We start from the raw sequence: 16,537 nt of genomic DNA, 5'->3' as shown, positions 1-16,537 counted from the left end.
TCGAGCGTGCCTGCGACGGCCTGGAGCGCTGACCTCTTCCCGTTTGTCCAGAAGTGACCCGGCGGGGGGAGGTTGACGACCCTGACGGGTCACGGAAGCTTCAGGTCGTAAGGGAAGGAACCATGGCCAAGCAGGCCTACGTCCGTAACAAGCCGCATCTCAACATCGGCACGATGGGGCACGTCGACCACGGCAAGACCACGCTCACCGCCGCGATCACCAAGGTCCTGGCGGAGCGGGGGCAGGCCACGTACACGCCGTTCGAGCGGATCGACCGGACGCCGGAGGAGGCGTCCAGGGGGATCACGATCAACATCTCCCACGTCGAGTACGAGACCGCCACCAGGCACTACGCCCACGTCGACATGCCGGGCCACGCCGACTACGTGAAGAACATGATCACGGGGGCGGCGCAGCTCGACGGCGCGATCCTCGTCGTGTCCGCGCACGACGGGATCATGCCGCAGACCAGGGAGCACGTGCTGCTCGCCAAGCGCGTCGGCGTCGAGCACCTGGTCGTGGCCGTCAACAAGGCCGACGGCGCCGACCCGGAGCTGACCGACCTGGTCGAGCTGGAGCTGCAGGATCTGCTGACCGAGCACGGCTACCGCGACGTGCCGATGGTGCGCGTGTCCGGGCTGCGGGCGCTGGAGGGCGACCCGGCCTGGACGGCGTCGATCGACGCGCTGCTCCAGGCGGTGGACGAGCACATCCCCGTGCCGGTCCGGTACGTGGACGCGCCGTTCCTCATGCCGGTCGAGAACGTGCTGACGGTCACCGGCCGGGGCACGGTCGTCACCGGGGCCATCGAGCGCGGCACCGTCCGCGTCGGCGACACGGTCGAGGTGGTCGGGTTCGGCGACGGGTTCTCCGCGGTCGTGACGGGCGTGGAGACGTTCGGCAAGACGATGGAGCGGGGCGAGGCCGGCGACAACGCCGCCGTGCTGCTGCGCGGGGTGCGCCGCGAGCAGGTCCGGCGGGGGATGGTGCTGGCCGCGCCGGGCAGCCAGCGGGCCCACGGCTCGTTCACCGCCCGCGTCTACCTCCTGACGCCGGAGGAGGGCGGGCGGCGGCGGCCGGTCGCGTCCGGGTACCGGCCGCAGTTCTACCTGCGGACGACGGACGTGCCGGGCGAGCTCGTCCTGCCCGAGGGCGCCGAGGCGCTGCCGGGCGAGACGGTGGAGGTGCGGGTCGAGCTGGGCAAGGCGGTCGCCGTCGAGCCGGGGCTCGGCTTCGCGATCCGCGAGGGCGGCCTCACGGTCGGCGCGGGCACGGTCCTCGACGTGCCCACCACCGGCTGACGCACCCGCCCGGGACCGGCGGTCCCGGGGGCACGGTCCTCGACGTGCCCGCCACCGGCTGACGCTCCCGTGGGGCGGTCCTCCTCGACAGGGGGACCGCCCCATGGGGCACGGTCCCATCCGGTCAAAGGCCGGGTCCTGCGTGATGTGGGACCCGGCCTTTCACCTTTCGCCTTTCACCTTTCGCCTGTCGCCTGGAAGCCCGGCGCGGCCCGCCCGGAAGCCCGGCGCGGCCCGCCCGGAAGCCCGGCGCGGCCCGCCCGGTGGCCGGGCGGGCCGGTGCGGGGGTCAGGCGGGGTCGAAGCGGACTCTGAGGGTGGCGCGGCGGGCCATCAGGTCGTAGGCGGGCAGCGGGCCCGGGCCGCAGGTGGCCGTGCCGATGCCCTGGTGGGCCAGGTCCAGGTGGAGGTGCACCCGGTCCCCCGCCACCAGGTCGGGCCGGTGCCGGGCCGCGGCCAGCTCGGCGGTGCTCCACCGCCGCGCGGTCAGCCCGAACGTGTGCTCCCCCGACACCCTGATCCCGCCCAGCTCGGCCCACCGCACGTCGGCGCGGTGCCCGTTCTCCTGCGGGTACACGTACGGCGTCTGCAGCTCCTCCACCGTGCCCGACCAGCGGCCGACGCGGGCGGCCATGCCGGTGTCCGGGTACGCCTCGCCCGGCCCCAGCCCGAACCACGTCACCCGGTCCACCGAGGAGCCCGGCAGCGTCATCGTGACCCCGAGCCGCGGGATCGGGACCCGCCAGTCGCCCTCGGGCTCGATGTCCAGCAGCAGCCGCAGCCCGCCGTCGTACGTCCACCGGTACGTGGCGCGCATCGCCAGGTCGGTGGCCGCCGCCGCGACCCGGGTCCGCACGGTGAGCCCGTCGCCGAGCGAGACGTCGTCGGTCCGGTGGGTGAGCCGGTGCAGGCCGAGGCCGCGCCAGGCGGCTTCGAGCCCGCCGTACCGGTCGTTGTCGGTCGGGGCGCGCCACAGGTCGAGCAGCGGCCCCTCCACCTCGGTCCCGAACAGCCGCACGAGCCGCCCGCTCACCGCGTCGAACGCGCAGTCCCCCGCGACCAGCTCCCCGCCACCCCCACGAGCACCACCGCGAGCACCGCCACGGGCACCGCCACGGGCACCGCCCAGAGAGCCGCCCCGCGTGGCGGCGGAGGCGTCGTCAGGGGCGCCGGAACGGGTGTCGCCGCGGGTGAACGCCATGATGGTCTCGACCGCGCGGGGCGCGGGCCGTACCAGCAGGGCCTGGCCCCAGGCGACCTCGTGCCCGGCCGGCGCCCACGGCTGGTCGGCGGCCAGCTCGGCGCGCACGGTGAGCCAGCGCTCACCCGACGGCCCGCCCGTGAGGTCCGGCAGCTTGCACTCGCCGCCCCCGGCAGGCACGTCGAGAACGTGCTCGGCCACCGTCTCGCCCTCGACCTGCACGGTGGCGGTGAACCGCAGGTGGGACAGGTCGTCGGTGAAGCCGTAGCCGTTGACGACGCGCACGACGCCGTCGCCGAACTCGAACCTGACCGGCTCGAACACCTTCTTCAGGTCCAGCAGCCCGGGCGAGGGCGTGCGGTCGGGGAACACGAGCCCGTCGATCACGAAGTTGCCGTCGTGCACGGGCTCGCCGTAGTCGCCGCCGTAGGCGTACCCGTGCTCCGGGTGGGTCAGGCCGTGGTCGATCCACTCCCAGATGAACCCGCCGGCCAGCCGCGGGTACCGCTCGAACAGCTCCTGGTACTCGGCCAGCCCGCCGGGGCCGTTGCCCATGGCGTGGGCGTACTCGCACTGCAGGAACGGCATGCCGCGGCGCCGCGCGTCCAGGCGGGGGTCGTCGAGCGGCTCCTCCTCGTGCCGGCCGATGGCCTCGACCTCGGCGTGGGAGGCGTACATGCGGGAGTAGACGTCGGTGTGCGCGCAGGACCGGTCGCCCTCGTAGTGCAGCGGCCGGGACGGGTCGCGCTCGCGCGTCCAGTCGGCCATGACGGCCAGGTTCTGCCCCACGCCGGCCTCGTTGCCCAGCGACCACATGATGACGCTGGGGTGGTTCTTGTCGCGTTCGACCATCCGGCGCATGCGGTCGAGCAGCGCGTCGGCGTAGCGCGGGTCGTCGGTGGGGTTGCCGCGCCAGCCGACCTCCCCGAAGCCGTGGGTCTCCAGGTCGCACTCGTCGATCACCCACAGGCCCAGCTCGTCGCACAGGTCGAGGAAGCGGGGGTCGGGCGGGTAGTGGCTGGTCCTGACGGCGTTGACGTTGTGCCGCTTCATGAGCAGCACGTCCTCGCGCATCGTCTCGTACGGCACCGCCCGGCCGTGCTCCGGGTGGAACTCGTGCCGGTTGACGCCCTTGAGCAGCAGCGGGCGGCCGTTGGCCAGGAGCACGCCGTCCTCGATGGAGATCGTGCGGAAGCCGACGCGCAGCCGTACGGTCTCTTCGGGGCAGGTGACCACGGCGTCGTACAGGCGCGGGGTCTCGGCCGTCCACGGCTCGGCGTCCACGGTGACCTCCGACCCCGGCTCCAGGCCGGAGACGTCCAGCTCCGGAATGCTCAGCGGGCCGGCGCCCTCCAGGTAGGCCAGCGTGCCGCGGCCGTCGCGGTAGGAGGCGCGGACGTAGACGTCGGCGGTGGAGCGGGTCAGCGTGACGTCCCGGAAGATGCCGGGCAGCCACCACATGTCCTGGTCCTCGACGTACGTGGCGGCCGACCACTGGTGCACCCGCACGGCCAGCACGTTGCGGCCGGGCCGCAGGTACGGGCCGGCGTCGTACTCGACGGGCAGCCTGCTGCCGGTGGAGAAGCCCAGCTCGTGGCCGTTGAGCCAGACCCGGGCGAAGGACTCGGCGCCCTCGAACCGCAACCGCCCGCCGGTCCAGCCCTCGGGCAGGTCGAAGGCGCGGCGGTAGTCGCCGGTCGGGTTCTCGTCGGGCACGCGGGGCGGGTCGATGGGGATGGGGAAGGAGACGTTGGTGTAGGCGGGGGCGCCGTGCCCGTGCAGGGCCCAGTGGGAGGGGACGGACAGGTCGTCCCAGTCCGCGTCGTCGTAGCCGGGCTCGGCGAAGTCGCCGGGCACGTTCGCGGTGGGTGACAGGCGGAAGCGCCAGGTGCCGTTGAGGTCGATGACGGGTGCGTCGGAGGCGAGTGCGGCTCTGGGGGCGAGCCGGCCCGAACCGGGGGTGAAAGTTTCGAGATCCATCTCCGCCGAGCCTAGAGGTTCGCTGTGGTTTCGTCAGCGATGGGTCCCTTGTCCGGCCGGCAGGCCCGCCCCGCGACGGCCTCCTCGTACGGACGGCAGGCCCGTCAGCGAGCGGCCTCTTGCCCGGCCGGCGGGGAGGCGGCCAGGTAGCCGGCGAGCATGGCCTCGGCGACGGCGCCCACGGCCGAGTCGTCCGGCAGGAAGGCGGGGCTGTGCAGCCCGGCCTCGGTGTCCACGCCGACGAACATCATCAGCAACGGCGCCACCTCGCCGTACCTGGCGAAGTCGTCGGCCCCACACGACCGCAGCTCGTCGGAGACCGCCCAGCCCTGCTCCCGCAGCCGGACGGCCGCCCGCGCGGCCAGCTCGTGGTCGTTGACCAGGATCGGCTCGCCGTCCATGATCTCGACGGCGGCGGCGCATCCGTACGCCCTGGCGGTGTCGCCCGCGACCTGCGCGAACCGGTCGTGCAGCCGCTCGCGCCACTCCTGCGACATGGTGCGCAGGGTGCCCCTGGCCACCGCCTCGCCGGGCACGGCGTTGGCCGCGGTGCCCGCGTTCACGGTCCCGAACGTGACCACGGTCGGCGTCATCGGATCGGCGACCCGGCTGACGAGCTGCTGCGCGGCCACGATCACCTGCGCCATGGCGAGCACGGGGTCGCGGGTGAGATGCGGGTACGCGGCATGCCCATCGGCCCCCGTGACCGTCACCCGGAACTCGTCGGACGAGGCGTTCACCGGGCCCGGGGTGCACGCGATGACGCCCTCGGGCAGCACGGGCTGGACGTGGGCGCCGATCATGGCGTGCACGCGGTGCCGTTCCAGCGCGCCGGAGGTGACGACGTCGAGCGCGCCCGAGGGGTAGGTCTCCTCGCGCGGCTGCAACACGACCAGCAGCGGCGCGAACTCGTCCCACCCGCCGCCCGGGAGCGTCGCGGCGACGGCGCGGGCGAGCGCGACCACCGCCGCCAGGTGCACGTCGTGGCCGCAGGCGTGCATGGCCCCGTTGACCGAGGCCCACGGCACCCCGGTGCGCTCGGTGATCGGCAGCGCGTCCAGCTCGCCGCGCACCCCCACCGCCAGCCCCGGCCCGCCGACCCGCAGCACGGCGCCCGTGCCCGCGATGTGCTCGACCGGCTCGGCGGGCAGCGCGTCGAGCACCCGCCGCAACGTCGGCCCCTCCTGCCCGGACACGTGCGGCGTCGCGTGCAGCGCGCGCCGCAGCGCCACGGCGGCGGGCAGCTCCCTGCGCAGCGCCTCTCGCAGCGCCTCCCGCAGCGCCTCCCGCAGCGCCTCCGTCCGCGCCTCGGGCCGCTCCTCCGTCCGTGTCTCCGTCCGTGTCTCCGGCCGTGTCTCCGGTCGCGCCCCCGGTCGTGTCTCCCAGAGCTCCGCCCTCGGCTCGGCCTCCGCCCAGGCTCCGTGCCCGTCGGTGCTCATCCTCCATCCCCCGTCATGAAGTCCCTCGTCTCCGGCTCAGCCGTAACCGCTTCCCCCAGACGCGGCACTCAAGCCGCGCCTGCCCCTCTCATCCCCCGGTTCCCAGCCCGTAGACGCGCCGCGCGTTCTCCGCCCCCACCATCGTGACCACCCGCACGGCCTGCGCCGCCGACCACTCGCCCTCGGCCACGAACCCGCCCAGCACCCGCGCCATCGCCCGCCGCCACAACAACGCCCCCAGGTGGTGCAGCTCGGCCGGCCCCCACGCGTCGGACGAGAAGAGCAGCTTGGCGAACGGCGCCACCTCCAGGCTCTCCGCCACCAGCGCCGCGGCGCGCGCCCCCGAGTAGTGCAGGCCCAGCCCCACGTCGAAGAAGACGTTCGGGTACGCCTGCGCCAGGAATCCCGCGTGCCGCTGGTACGGATAGCAGTGCAGCAACAGCAGCGGCACCCCGGTGGGCTCGGCCAGCTCGATCAGCCCCCGCAGCAGCAGCGGGTCCGAGCGCCGCAGGTCCAGCTCGGGGTCGCCGTAGCCGACGTGGAACTGCAGCGGCAGCCCCCGCTCCAGCCCGGCCCAGACGAGATGCCGCACCAGCACGGGGTCCGTCACCCGGCCGCCCCCGGCGGCCAGCCAGCGCCCGGCGGCCTCGGCGACCTCGGCGGAGGAGGGCGGCGCGGGATCGAAGTCGAGCCCGCACCGGTAGGCGGCGACGGTCTTGAGCGCGCGGGCCGTACGGGTGCGCTCCTCCAGCGCCTCGGCGAACCGGCCGGCGAACGCGCCGGCCCCGCACCCGGCGGCGGCCACCTGCTCGGCCACGCTCTCCAGCCGCACCACCTCGTCGGCCGGCACCCCGCTGACCTCGGCCATGCCCGAGGGCCCGAGCAGCTCCTCGGCGCGGTAGCCGGTCTCGACCAGGAAGTGCCCGACCCCGGTGGCGCCGAGCAGCAGGCGGTTGACCTCGCCGGCGCCCAGCCTGGCGCGCCTGGCCAGGTATTCCTCCGGCGTGCAGAACGGCCCGAGCCCGAGCACGGGCGCGCAGTGGCGCAGGATGGCGAAGCCGAGCTGGGAGTCGAACTGGGTCATCCACTCCGGCACCGGCCGGTCGGACTCGGTGATCATCTCCTCGAACGCCAGGCGCGACAGGTCGTGCGTGGTGGCCCCGTGCACGTGGTGGTCCACCAGGGGCAGCTCCTCGATGGCACGGGCGAGCCCGGCGGGCACGAGATCCAGCTCCATGGTCATCGGCGATCCTCCCGGTACGCCGCTCTCGTACCCGCGGCCCCCGGGCCGGACACGCGAGGGCCCCCGGAACGGGCGTCCGTTCCGAGGGGCCCCGGGACCACCGCGCCGCTCAGGCGGCCCGGCCGGCTGAGGCGGTCACGCGACGGACCGCACCGGCCAGGCGGCCAGGAGGCGATCAGGCGGTCAGGCGGTGGCGGTCAGGCGGTGGCGTTCAGGCGGTGGCGTTCAGGCGGTGGCGTTCAGGCGGCGGCGTTCAGGCGGCGGCCCTGGCGGTCAGGGCCACGGTCGCCTGCCGCGTGACCCCGCTGACCGTGACGGCCACCGTCACCTGTCCCCGCCGCAGCGCCGTCAGCGTGCCGGTGGCGGGGTCGAGCACGGCGACGTGCCAGGGCTTGGCCGTCCCGCGCGGGCCGACGTGCAGGTTCGGCGAGCCGGACCACTCGGCCGACACCGGGTACGCGACCGGCACCGACCTGGCGCCCTGCCCGACCGTGGCCGTGACCGTGCCGGGCGTGCCGACGGCGATCGCGGCGGGCGCGGTGAGCGTGAGCTCGTCCACGTGCGGGCGCACCTGCGTGCCGATCCAGTCGGGCGCGTCGGCGAACCAGTTGCGCCTGACGTGCTCGGCCTCGGCGCGCGACACGGGGTCCACGCCCCACAGCGACCAGCCGGTGAACCCGCCGTCCTCGGGGGCGGTGGCCGGGTTCTTGCCGGAGTTGCCGTTGATGAAGTACGGCACCGCGTCCACCCGGGAGGCGTGGAACGTCCCCACGTGCGCCCCGATGTAGGCGGCGCCCTTGCCGGTCTCGCGCTGGAAGTCGGCCAGCCAGCCCTCCACCAGCGCGGCCTCCTTGCGGTCGCCGAGCTGGCTGCCCTTGCCGGGCGTGGGGTCGCGCGGCGGCACGTGGAACAGCACCGCGACCGACCCGATCGAGGAGTCCTTCGCCGCCGCGTCCAGCGCGGAGCGCAGCAGGGCCACCTGGTCGAAGCCGCCACCGCGCAGGTTCAGGCGGGAGGTGTCCAGGGTGATGAAGCGGGTGCCCTTGTGGTCGAAGGTCCGGTACGTGTCGCCGAAGACGGCCCGGAAGTTGTCGATCTTGCCGCCCATGACCTCATGGTTGCCCGGAATGTAGTGATATTTCACTGTTCCGCCGAGCTCTTCGTCGAGGATCTTCTTCGCCAGCGCGAAGTCCTCCGGCGACGCCTCGTCCACCAGGTCACCGTTGATCACCAGGAAGTCGGGCTTCGCCGCCTTGATCTCGCGCAGCGTGCGCCGGGCGTTCCTGACGATGTCGCTGTCGGGGTCCCTGGCCACGAACTGCGCGTCCGACATGACCGCGAACCGCCACGGCATCCGCGCCACCTCGTCCTTGACCACCGGGTCGGCGACCTCCGCCACGGCGGGGGCGGACACCGACGGCGGCACCTTGGCGACCAGGCCGTCGATGAGGATCTCGTTGGTGTACTTGGCGTCGGCCTTGGTCTCGGCCACGTAGAAGCGCCGCAGCTTGAGCGGGTGGCTCACGCCGGCCGGCACGGCGAACTCGACGTACTTCCAGCCGGTCCACGTCATGTACGGCCCGCGCAGGATCTGCGACTGCCCGAGCGCGTCGTAGAACTCCAGGCTCGGCCACTCCCCCTTGCCGGTGGAGTGGATCCACAGCCCGAACGCCTGCGGCTGCCCCTCCACCACGATCTGCCGCGGCGGGCTGGCGTACGCGGCCCGCGTGGCGGTGGAGGTGGTGAAGTCGTAGGAGAGCTTGAGCCCGCCCCCGCTCTGCCCGGGCGCGGCCGACAGCGAGCCGGTGGCGCGGGCGGCGGCGAAGGTCCACGAGGCCGCGTCCTCGAAGTCGGCGACCGGCCTGTCCTCGAATCCGACCGTCACCGGCACCGCGGTGCTGATCTTGCCGACCTTGGCGGTGATCAGGCCGGAGCCGGTGGCCCGCTTCGCCTTGACGGTGAAGTGGCCGTGCTCGGCGGCGGTGACCTCGAACAGTTCCTTGTCGTAGTCGAGCGCGAGGTCGGCGGGCTCGATGGGCGCGGAGTTGCCGTTGCGGTCGTAGCCGACCACGCCGAACGCCGCCGTCTTGTCCGCCCCGGCCAGGCCGAGCCGGTCGGCGGTGGCGCCGAGCCGCTCCAGGGGCTGCAGCACGGTCAGGTCGATGCTGCCCCTGGCCTTGCCGCGCGAGGCGGTGACCGTGGTCGGGCCGGGCACGAGGGCGTGGAACCTGCCGTCGCGCACGACGCCGTGCACGGCCGGCTTCGACCGCCACGACGGGGTGCCGGCCGCGGGGCCGTACGTCTCGTCGTAGCCCGCGGCGGTTAGCCGCCTGGTCAGGCCGGGGAAGACGCGGTCGGGACGGCCGCCCGCGACGGGCCCGACGCCTGGCGTCCTGGCCGGGTCGCTAGCCGTCTCCAGCCAGAAGCCCTTGAGCTTGCCGCTGCCCTCGGGCGCGTAGAGCGCCAGGCCGTTGGGGACGTGGCGCTCGCCGCCGTCGGAGGGGCTGTTCTCCACCTGGACCTCGGCGGAGCCGGGCTCGCGGGCCAGCATGGTGGAGGAGCCGCCGCCGTCGAGGTTGAGCGCGTTGGCCGCGCCCAGGTCGGCCATCATCGCGGCCAGCTCGTTCAGCGTGACGCCGCGGCTGTCGGCCTGGCGGCCGTCCACGGTCAGCAGGTACATCTTCCTGCCGTCCGCCGAGAACCCGACGGCCGTACGGGGGTGCGCGGCCGGGTCGGCCGAGTTCTGCACGACGCCGTCCTTGACCAGCACCCAGTTGCCGCCCACGGCGGCCTTGACCGGGCCGCCGTCGGAGGGCTTGGGCCGGTAGGCCACATCCACGCGGTCGCCGGCCTTGAGCGACGCCAGGGCGGCGGCCCCGGCGTCGCGGCCGAGCAGGATCGTGGTGCCGGCGGGGATGGGGCCGCTGCCCGCGGCGCCGCGCACCTCGGAGACCACGCCGCCGGCCAGCACGACCTCGGTGACGGCCGTGGCGCCCTCGACCGCGCGGGCGCGGTCGTAGGAGCCCCACAGCGGCGTGAACAGGCCCACGCCGTCACGCTGCACGATCTGGTTGAACTGGGTGAGCGCGATCGGCGCGCCGCCGGCGGGGGTGGCGCTGCCCTCGAAGTGCATCTTGAGCACGCGGCCGACGCCGTCCCCGGTGATCGCGACGGCGTTGTCGTGCCCGGCGGCGGGCGACTGGATCAGCGTGCCGTCCTGCACGCCGATGCCCCGGGCCGCGCCGGAGTTGTTGATGTCGAAGAAGTCGCCGTTGACGGCGGCGACGGCCTTCGAGCGCCTGGCGGGGCCGGACAGCGGCTCGGTCTTGGACACCTCGCCGGAGAACACGTAGTCCGCCCTGGCGCCGCCGAGGTCGGCGGTGACGGCGTCCGCGCGCAGCCAGCCCTGCGCGTCGTAGGTGTCGAACGAGGTCAGTGAGATGCCCGGCGCGATCGGCCGGGTCTTCTTGGCCGTCTCCAGCCGCTGCGGCGCCGCCGCGGCGGACGGGGCGAGCAGCGTGGCGGGGGCGGGGTAGGACGACGCCTCGGGCGCGTCCTCCACGGGAGCTACGGGATCGGCCTGCGCGGGCGCGCCGAGGGCCATGGGGCCTAACACGAGCGCGGCGGCGGCCAGCAATCGGAGGGTCTGCACGACCGAACTCAATCGCTCGTGGATATAACTTTCAAGACCACCGGGTGAACCAAAAGAAAATTTCACGCCGTGGCGCGTACTCCGGCGTGCAGCACCAGCGGCACGGCCAGCGCCACCGCCATGGACAGCACCGCCGTGCCCAAGTCGTTGACCAGCATGCCCACGACTCCGCTGACCAGCGCGCCGATCAGCCCGGCGCGCAACATGGGCGCCCGCGCGAACCCGTACGAACCGCTCAGGCGGCAGGCTTGACGGTGACCAGCCGGTCGAGCGCCTCGTCGTAGGAGGGTTCGAGCCAATAGTCGGAGTGCCACCGCGCCTGCGGCAACGGCTCGCCGGGCTCCGGCGGCCGCGGGTCCCAGCAGAACCGGTCCACGCCGTCCGGCTCGCCGCCGGCCAGCGGGTCGACGCGGCGGAACGCGGGCCCGCCGATGGGGTCGCTCAGCCGGTAGAGGTTGCACCACGCCACGGAGTCGCGCACGGCGCCCAGGCCGGAGTCGCCGAAGTAGGCGGGGAAGAAGGACGCGTACAGGCGGCGCAGCGGCGAGCCGTGCGTGAGCAGCCTGACCCGGGCGCGCTCCTCGGGCCCGAGCTGCAGCACCAGGGCGGCGGCGATGACGCTGCCCTGGCTGTGCCCGGACAGCACGACCCGGTCCCGCTCGGTCGCGGCGAGCCGGCGCACCCTGGTGATCAGCTCGGGCACGACCCGCTCGGTGTAGCAGGGGGGCGCCAGCGGGTGGATGGCGCGGGGCCAGAACGTGGCGATGTCCCACACGATGCCGACCGTCCTGCGCAGCCGCGAGTCGAGGTAGGTCCGGCGCCCGACCAGCACCAGGCCCGCGACGACCGCGACCATGACCCAGCTGCCCAGCGTGGCCAGCAGCCCGGCGACCCCGCCGTCGGGCGTGAACAGCCGCAGCCCGTAGATCACGGTGACCGCGGCGGACCCGGCGACGCCGATCCCGGTCAGCACGCCCAGCACGAGCCCGGCGCGGTCGGTGAGCGAGGCCAGCGCCCACATGCGGGCGACCGCCCCGGCGTCGTCGCGCTCGGAGTAGTGCGGCTTCAGCTCGCGGGCCAGCCGCGCCGCCTCGCGCTCGCGGATCAGCCACAACGCGCCTGCCAGGGCGGCGAGCCCGAGCGCCAGCAACGGCACCAGGGCCGCCGTCCACCAGACCTGCTCGTCGAGGAAGAGCCTCCTGCCGGCCGGGCCCGCGCCCGCGGCGACGGCGGGCGTGCCGAAGAACGCGGCCGTCCAGAACAGCAGCCCGAGCGCCAGCACGTTGGCCACGCCGGCGGCCACCATCAGCAGGAACCACCCCGCCATCCCGCCCATGACCGCCCGCTGCCCGGCACCGCCGGCCGCACGGTCCAGGCGGGCCAGCGCCGCCAGGGCGAGCAGGAGGAACAGCCCCAGCCCGAGCGTCAGCGCGTATTGGAACGTTCCGATGCCGACGCCGGGCAGGCGCCAGAAGACCGCGCCGGACGTCCCCGGCGGCATCCCGGCCAGGGCCGCGCCGATCGTGGCCAGGAACACCACGGGCGCCGTCACCCGCAGCGCGTGGCAGGCGAACCCGAGCCAGGCGGGCGTGCGCTCCCCCGCGTGCGGGTCCAGCCGCCTGGCGATGGACGGCAGCGTGACCAGCACGGCGGCGGCGAGCTGCACGGCGGCATTGGCCACGGTGAGCACGAGCCCCTGTGGCGTGCCCGCGAACGGCCCCGCCACGGCCACCCCGATGGAGGCCACCGAGAAGGCCACGTGCACGACCCGCAGCCGCCACACGGGCGGCCCGCCGTGCCACAGCCGCGACCTGGCCAGCAGCACCTCACCCCCGGAGGCCCGGCCCCCGGAAACCCCACCCTCGGAGGTCACGCCAGAAGGTGGCGGCATCGTACGCTCGTCGCGTTGCCAGGTGCGCCGCGCGATCCACCAGAGCAGGACGACGACCAGCAGCGGGACCAGCGCGGTGACCGCCAGCCGGCGCGACGGCTCGTGCCCCCACAGCGCGCCCAGCCAGTGCACCCAGACCGGGGCGGTGTCGGAGGCGCAGGCCCGGCCGGCGGCGGTGCACTGCCAGCCGACGAGATCGACGGCCGCCCGGGTGACGGCGCCGACGAGCGTGCCGGTGAGCAGCAGCGCGAACAGGCGCTGCGCCGCCTCGGCCGCGTGCCGCAGCCGCACCCCGCGCGCGGGCCTGGGCAGCATGAAGTAGGACAGGTTCGCCAGCGAGAACGGCAGCAGGAGCAGCCACAGCGCGATCGTCCTGCCGCCGGAGGTGAGATTGCCCCAGGCGTAGGCTTCGCGGCGGCGCACTCCGGGCACGTCGGGATGCTCGCCCGCCGGCCGGCCGCTCGCCCACCACCGCCGGTAGAAGCCGGTGGTGCCGTCGCCCGCGACGAGCCGGGGGGTGGGGTGGTTGAGGATGCCGGCCGGGGGCGTGCCCGAGACGCCGTGGACGCGCAGCTCGGTCACGCCCCCGCAGGTCTCGTCGAGGAATCCGTCCATGTGACCAGCATCCTGCGAAGACCATGATGACGCAAAGTGATTGTTCGATTACTCAAAGGGCAAGCCGGGCTGCTACGCCTTCGTGGCCCCCGCCGTCAGGCCGGTGACCAGGTGGCGCTGCACGAGCAGGAACACCACGCCCGCCGGGATGGCGATGAGCACCGCCGAGGCCGTCATCAGCCCCCAGTCGGACCAGTGCCGGCCCACGAACTGCTGCAGCCCCACCCCGAGCGTCCGCTTGTCCTGCTGCGACATGAACACGGTGGCGTAGCCGACCTCGCCCCACGCGGTGATGAAGCAGTAGAACGCGGTCACGGCCACGCCCGGCCTGGCCAGCGGCAGCACCACCCGCCAGAAGACGCCGAACGGGGTCAGCCCGTCCACCATCCCCGCCTGGTCGATCTCGATCGGCACGCTGTCGAAGTAGCTCTTCATCATCCAGGCGCAGAACGGCACCGCGATCGTCATGTACGCGATCACCAGGCCGGGGATCTGGTTCAGCAGCCCGAGCGCGGCCATCAGGTTGTACAGCGGGACGATCAGGATGGCCACCGGGAACATCTGGGTGATCAGCAGCAGCCACATCACCGAGCGGTGCCCGGGAAAGCGGAACCGGCTGATCGCGTAACCGGCGGAGGCCGACAGGAACACGCCGAGCAGCGTGCTCAGCCCGGCCGTGAGCACGCTGTTGAGCAGCCACTGCGGGAAGGCCGTGGCGGTCAGCACCCGCGTGTAGTTGTCCAGCGAGGGGTCGTCGAAGAACCGCAGCTCGGCCGAGAGCCAGCCGTCGCGCGGCTTGAGCGAGGTCAGCACCAGCCACACGACGGGGAACAGGGACACCGCGACGGCCGCCAGCAGGCCCGCGTGCAGGCCGATGGAGGCGGCCCGGCCGCGCTCGCCGCGCCGCCGCGTTCTGCTCTTCACCACGGATCTCCTTGACGGCGCAGGGTACGGCGGTAACCGGCGGCCAGCACGACCAGCATGGCCAGGATGATCACACCCCAGGCCGCGGACCCCGAGTAGTTCCGGATGCCGGTGAACGCCTCGCGGAAGGCGTAGGTGACCAGGATCTCGGTCTCGCTGCCCGGCCCGCCGCCGGTGACCAGGAAGATGACGGGGAACATGTTGAAGGTCCAGATCGTGCCCAGCAGCACGACCGTGGTGGACACCTGGCGCAGCCCCGGCAGCGTGACGGCCCTGAACCGCTGCCAGGGGCGGGCGCCGTCCACCTCGGCCGCCTCGTACAGCTCGGCGGGGATCGACTGCAGGCCGCCCAGCAGCGCGACCATCATGAACGGCACCCCGAGCCAGACGTTCACCGCCACCACCGCGATCTTCGCCGTGGTGGGGTCGTCCAGCCAGCCGACGCCGTCCAGCCCGGCCAGGGCGAGGAAGCCGTTGATCACGCCGTAGTCGCTGTTGTAGAGGTAGCGCCAGATGAAGGCGGCCACGAACGGCGGCACGGCCCAGGGCAGGATCAGCAGCACCCGGTAGAGCGAGCGCAGGCGCATGCGGCGGTTGAGCATCACGGCCAGGCCCAGCCCGATGCCGTAGTGCAGGCCGACGCAGGCGACCGTCCAGACCACGGTCCACCCCAGCTTGTCCCAGAACAGGGCGCTGGTCAGGATCTCCAGGTAGTTGTCCAGGCCGACGAACTCGTAAGTGGCCGGGATGACGTTGACGCCGATGGTGCGGCCGAGGTTGGCCTCGGTCGCGTCCGTCAGCGACAGGTGGAGCCCGCGCGCCAGCGGCCAGCCGATCAGCACCGCCATCACCACCAGCACGGGCGCGACCATGGCCCAGGCGTACCAGTGGGCCGACAGCGCGCGGCGCAGCGGCCCCGGGCGGTCGCGGCGGCGGGCGCGGGCGGGGCCGCCGCCGCGACCGCCTGGCGCCGCCGGCCTCGTGGTCGAGACCGCCACCGGTCAGCTCCAGTCCTTCATGATCCCGCGATAGCGCTCATCGACCTGCCTGAGCATGTCCGCGGGCCCTGACATGCCGCCGACCAGCGCCTGGTAACCCTCCAGCAACGGCTGGAAGAGCTGGCCGCCCTCGGGGATCCACGGGCGCGGCACCGCGGTGTCCATGATCGGCTTGAACACCGCCACGTCGGGGTTGCCCCGCACGTCCGGGTCGGCGTAGGCGGAGGCGCGGGTGGGCAGGAGGCTGATCTCCTTGGCGATCCTCGCCTGCGCCTCGGTGGTGGTCATGAAGCGCACGAACTCGTACGCGGCCGGGATGTTCTTCGAGCCGGCGTAGACGGCCAGGTTCCAGCCGCCCGTGGGCGCGCCGGCCTTGACCGTGCCGGCCGGGACGGGCGCGATGCCGAGGTTCGCCTTGTCCCGGAACTCCTTGCCCTGGTAGATCTCCGACAGCGCCCACGGCCCGTTGTAGATCATGGCCGCCTTGCCCTCCTTGAGCGCGGTCATCGCGTTGGCGTAGCTCTCGGTGATGGCGGGCTTGGGGGCGGCGCCGGAGCTGATGAGGTCGGCGACGGTCTCCATCGCCTTCACGTTCGCCGGGGAGTTGACCACGATCTTCTTGCCGGCGACGTCGAGGAGGTCGCCGCCCTCGCCGTACATGAAGGGCAGCAGGAAGTAGGAGTCGACGTTCAGCGCCAGCCCGGCCGCGCCGGTCCTGGCCTTGACGTCGAGCGCGACCTGCTTCAGTTCGGCGACGGTCGCGGGCGGCTCGTCGTGCCCGGCCTCCTTCAGCAGCCGCTTGTTGTAGATCAGCGCGAGCGTGTCGGTGACCTGCGGCACCGCGTAGGTCTTGCCGTCGTACTCGGTGCTGCTCAGCGGCCCCGGCAGGAAGTCCTCGGGTTTGTCCACGGCGCGGCTGCCGTCGAGCGGCTGCAGGTAGCCCAGCGAGGCGAACTGGGAGGTCCAGGCCACCTCGGAGCGGATCACGTCGGGCGCGCCCGTGCCGGACTGGGCGGCGGTCTGGAACTGGTTCTGCGCCTGGTCCGAGGGCACGTTCACATAGTTGACCTTGACCTTCGGGTATTTCGCCTGGAACTCCTTGATCAACGCCTGGAACGTCGGCCCCTCGCTCTCCGGGCGCGTCGTGTCCCACCACGTCACCTCGCCGCTCACCTGGGACGGGTCGGCGACCGAGGCGGCGGGCGGGGCGGGATCGCCGCCACCGCCGCCGCAGGCGGCGACCGCCAGCGCGAGTGCCGCAACGACCGCTGCGGGCGGTAAGAGTCGTCGCATG

At 73.6% G+C, this 16,537-nt stretch carries 10 protein-coding genes; 1 reads left to right on the top strand and 9 read right to left on the bottom strand.

Annotated elements, in window-relative coordinates; genetic code table 11:
• The first annotated feature begins 122 nt into the window (after window positions 1–122).
• Window positions 123–1,301 (top strand): elongation factor Tu, encoded by a 1,179-nt coding sequence (tuf, locus tag IO39_RS11770; RefSeq protein WP_043620209.1) that lies wholly within the window; start codon window positions 123–125, stop codon window positions 1,299–1,301.
• Window positions 1,302–1,589: 288 nt separating this feature from the next.
• Here the strand turns inward: tuf and IO39_RS11765 are convergent, their stop codons facing one another.
• The 9 genes from IO39_RS11765 to IO39_RS11730 form a co-directional block, all read right to left on the bottom strand.
• Window positions 1,590–4,481 (bottom strand): glycoside hydrolase family 2 TIM barrel-domain containing protein, encoded by a 2,892-nt coding sequence (locus IO39_RS11765; protein ID WP_043620206.1) that lies wholly within the window; start codon window positions 4,479–4,481, stop codon window positions 1,590–1,592.
• A 104-nt stretch (window positions 4,482–4,585) separates the two neighbouring features.
• The gene (locus tag IO39_RS11760; protein WP_084772710.1) at window positions 4,586–5,920 is read right to left on the bottom strand and encodes a M20 metallopeptidase family protein; all 1,335 of its coding nucleotides are present in this window, start codon (window positions 5,918–5,920) and stop codon (window positions 4,586–4,588) included.
• 88 nt (window positions 5,921–6,008) lie between these two features.
• Complete coding sequence (locus IO39_RS11755; protein ID WP_043620203.1) at window positions 6,009–7,163, bottom strand: amidohydrolase family protein; 1,155 nt, start codon at window positions 7,161–7,163, stop codon at window positions 6,009–6,011.
• A gap of 253 nt (window positions 7,164–7,416) precedes the next feature.
• Entirely contained in the window at window positions 7,417–10,815 is a 3,399-nt protein-coding gene (locus IO39_RS11750; protein WP_245641924.1) for a phosphodiester glycosidase family protein, read from the bottom strand.
• A 62-nt stretch (window positions 10,816–10,877) separates the two neighbouring features.
• The gene (locus tag IO39_RS56015; RefSeq protein ID WP_169789051.1) at window positions 10,878–11,021 is read right to left on the bottom strand and encodes a hypothetical protein; all 144 of its coding nucleotides are present in this window, start codon (window positions 11,019–11,021) and stop codon (window positions 10,878–10,880) included.
• A gap of 29 nt (window positions 11,022–11,050) precedes the next feature.
• Window positions 11,051–13,321: a hypothetical protein gene (locus IO39_RS11745; protein ID WP_043620197.1), complete on the bottom strand. Its 2,271-nt coding sequence runs from the start codon at window positions 13,319–13,321 to the stop codon at window positions 11,051–11,053.
• 72 nt (window positions 13,322–13,393) lie between these two features.
• Window positions 13,394–14,245, bottom strand: a complete 852-nt coding sequence (locus tag IO39_RS11740; protein WP_245641923.1) for a sugar ABC transporter permease — start codon at window positions 14,243–14,245, stop codon at window positions 13,394–13,396.
• On the bottom strand, window positions 14,242–15,243 hold the full coding sequence (locus tag IO39_RS11735) for a carbohydrate ABC transporter permease (RefSeq protein ID WP_043620191.1): 1,002 nt from the start codon (window positions 15,241–15,243) through the stop codon (window positions 14,242–14,244). Before IO39_RS11735 ends, IO39_RS11740 begins: the two co-directional genes overlap by 4 nt.
• A 3-nt stretch (window positions 15,244–15,246) precedes the next feature.
• Entirely contained in the window at window positions 15,247–16,536 is a 1,290-nt protein-coding gene (locus tag IO39_RS11730) for an extracellular solute-binding protein (RefSeq protein ID WP_043620188.1), read from the bottom strand.
• Window position 16,537 lies beyond the last annotated feature (1 nt).

It is taken from the genome of Nonomuraea candida (assembly GCF_000725485.1).
In the GTDB taxonomy this organism is placed as follows: domain Bacteria; phylum Actinomycetota; class Actinomycetes; order Streptosporangiales; family Streptosporangiaceae; genus Nonomuraea; species Nonomuraea candida.
This window is presented reverse-complemented; position numbering and strand designations above follow the sequence as displayed.

Excerpts from the sequence above, each read along its gene's own strand:
- IO39_RS11765 (WP_043620206.1), bottom strand. The coding sequence starts at position 4,481 with ATGGATCTCGAAACTTTCACCCCCGGTTCGGGCCGGCTCGCCCCCAGA.
- IO39_RS11730 (WP_043620188.1), bottom strand. The coding sequence starts at position 16,536 with ATGCGACGACTCTTACCGCCCGCAGCGGTCGTTGCGGCACTCGCGCTG.
- IO39_RS11760 (WP_084772710.1), bottom strand. The coding sequence starts at position 5,920 with ATGAGCACCGACGGGCACGGAGCCTGGGCGGAGGCCGAGCCGAGGGCG.
- IO39_RS11755 (WP_043620203.1), bottom strand. The coding sequence starts at position 7,163 with ATGACCATGGAGCTGGATCTCGTGCCCGCCGGGCTCGCCCGTGCCATC.
- IO39_RS11745 (WP_043620197.1), bottom strand. The coding sequence starts at position 13,321 with ATGGACGGATTCCTCGACGAGACCTGCGGGGGCGTGACCGAGCTGCGC.
- IO39_RS56015 (WP_169789051.1), bottom strand. The coding sequence starts at position 11,021 with ATGTTGCGCGCCGGGCTGATCGGCGCGCTGGTCAGCGGAGTCGTGGGC.
- tuf (WP_043620209.1), top strand. The coding sequence starts at position 123 with ATGGCCAAGCAGGCCTACGTCCGTAACAAGCCGCATCTCAACATCGGC.